The following is a 1,874-nucleotide window of genomic DNA, read 5'->3' on the forward strand; positions in this document are numbered from 1 at the left end:
AGCGTTCTGTTCTGCAGCTGGTCCGTGGTGCTGTCCGCCGTCTCCCGGACCATCCGGATGTTAAAGGGCCGCTCAGGCAGATTCTCCAGAATCACCGACGCCAGGTACTGTGAGGTGGTCTTGCCGTTAATGGTGACATCCTTTTCCGTCACCCAGTTACCGTTACGCTGCAACTGAATCAGCAGTCGGACAGAAGAGGGATTACGGTCGCCCTTTGAGGTGGTCTCCAACAGTGACTGCACCCCGAAGGTGACCCGCAGGCGGTCAATGTTCGCGGATGTAATGGTGCGCGTCACCGGCTTTGCCTTCGTCACTTCCACGCCCAGTGCGGTTTCCGCCCCGGAGGACTCAAAGCCTTCAGGTGGTGTCTGCTCCTGCTCCCCGGCGCGCCAGACCGCTGTCACACCATGTATCACAGGATTACCGTCCGTGTCCGTCAGCGGGGTTTTGTTCACCAGGATACTCTGCAGCCCCTTCACCGGACCTTCAATCGGCCCTTCACCAATGGCGTCAATCACGCTCATCATCTGCGTGGACTTAAGATTGTCCTTTGCCTCTACCGGCGTGTGCGCCTTGCCGCCACCTTTACCCATGATAACTCCTGTTAATTGATATGATTAATCGAAGCAATAGTCACATTCAATAACTATTGCGCGATACCATCAGAACGCTGTTTGTATTCCTGCAGTCAGTAAACTCAGTCTGTTAAAATAATTAATGAGGGTTTTATGAACCGTAAAAGTCTTGCTGCTATTGCAATGGTGCTGGCAACATCATGTGGATATGCCGCCACAATAAAAGTCCCCATGAACCTTGTTAATGCCGATGGCAAAGAGGTGAGCGCCGGAACAATAACTATCCAGGAGACCAGCTATGGTCTCCTGTTCACACCAGATCTGCACTCTTTACCTCAGGGCATTCATGGATTTCATGTGCACGAAAAGGGAAGTTGCGCGCCGGCTCTGAAAGATGGAGTATCTGTTGCGGCATTAGCAGCTGGCGGTCACTTTGACCCGAAACAGACTGGAAAACATCTTGGTCCCTGGTCTCCGGATGGTCACCTGGGCGATCTCCCGGCTCTGTACGTGACTCATGACGGAAAAGCAAACTATCCGGTTCTCGCACCAAAACTGAAAGAATTAACAGAAATAAGCGGACGGTCTCTTATGATCCACATTGGCGGTGACAACTATCATGACCATCCAGATCCACTCGGCGGCGGCGGTGCAAGAATGGGCTGTGGTATCATCCCATAACAAGTCTGGTAAGGGGAGCTGCCCCCTTACCTTTTCTCCACCAGTCAATGAATCCGCTCTCACCAGAAGAACACACAGAAAAACTCTGAATATCTTCAAATTTTCACAAACTGACTGTGGTGCTAATAATTTCTCTGCGTTAATGTTTTTTGTCGTGACATAAGAATAATTCCTTACACTCAATCTTCGTAACTCTCCCGCAGTTCCTGTCCGTGAGCACTGCGGGATTTTTTCGCTTTTATGCCTGCCGCCCGATAACCACCACCTTCCCGTCACCGCCTTCATCACGGGTACTGATGTCCTGGGAGATTCGCCGTGAGCCAACCAGCATTTCCCCGTAAGGCACCGGCATCGGGTTCCCCTGGGCAATCATGTTATCCAGCGAGGAAAAGTACGTGTTCTGTCTGCCGTTATCCGTGCTTTTGTACTCCGGTACTTTAGCCTTCGGGGCCAGCATCTGAGCCACACCACCCAGTATCATGCTGGCCCCCAGTGAAAACAGCATCGTGGTGGCAGAAAAACCACCGGCTGCCAGGGCTGAACCCCATAACGCCATTGATGCCCCGGCCGTGAAGAAAGAGCCCACGATGGCTGCCGCCCCCAGCACAATCTGCAGTC

At 52.5% G+C, this 1,874-nt stretch carries 2 protein-coding genes and 1 pseudogene; 1 reads left to right on the forward strand and 2 read right to left on the reverse strand.

The features are described 5' to 3' along the window. A partial coding sequence (locus HEN33_RS24760) for a host specificity protein J (protein ID WP_183083502.1) occupies positions 1-593 on the reverse strand: 593 nt, incomplete at its 3' end. Between the two features lie 135 nt (positions 594-728). Between HEN33_RS24760 and sodC the strand changes: the two genes are divergently transcribed. Beyond that, entirely contained in the window at positions 729-1,256 is a 528-nt protein-coding gene (gene sodC / locus HEN33_RS24765; protein WP_001530016.1) for a superoxide dismutase family protein, read from the forward strand. Positions 1,257-1,494: 238 nt separating this feature from the next. Here sodC and HEN33_RS24770 read toward each other — a convergent pair. Next, positions 1,495-1,874, reverse strand: a pseudogene (locus HEN33_RS24770) (tail assembly protein); the annotation flags it as partial.

It is taken from the genome of Escherichia sp. 94.0001 (assembly GCF_013369155.2).
Lineage (GTDB): Bacteria > Pseudomonadota > Gammaproteobacteria > Enterobacterales > Enterobacteriaceae > Escherichia > Escherichia coli_F.

Bases quoted from the DNA above. Each gene is read 5' to 3' on its own strand.
- sodC (WP_001530016.1), top strand. From the start codon at position 729: ATGAACCGTAAAAGTCTTGCTGCTATTGCAATGGTGCTGGCAACATCA.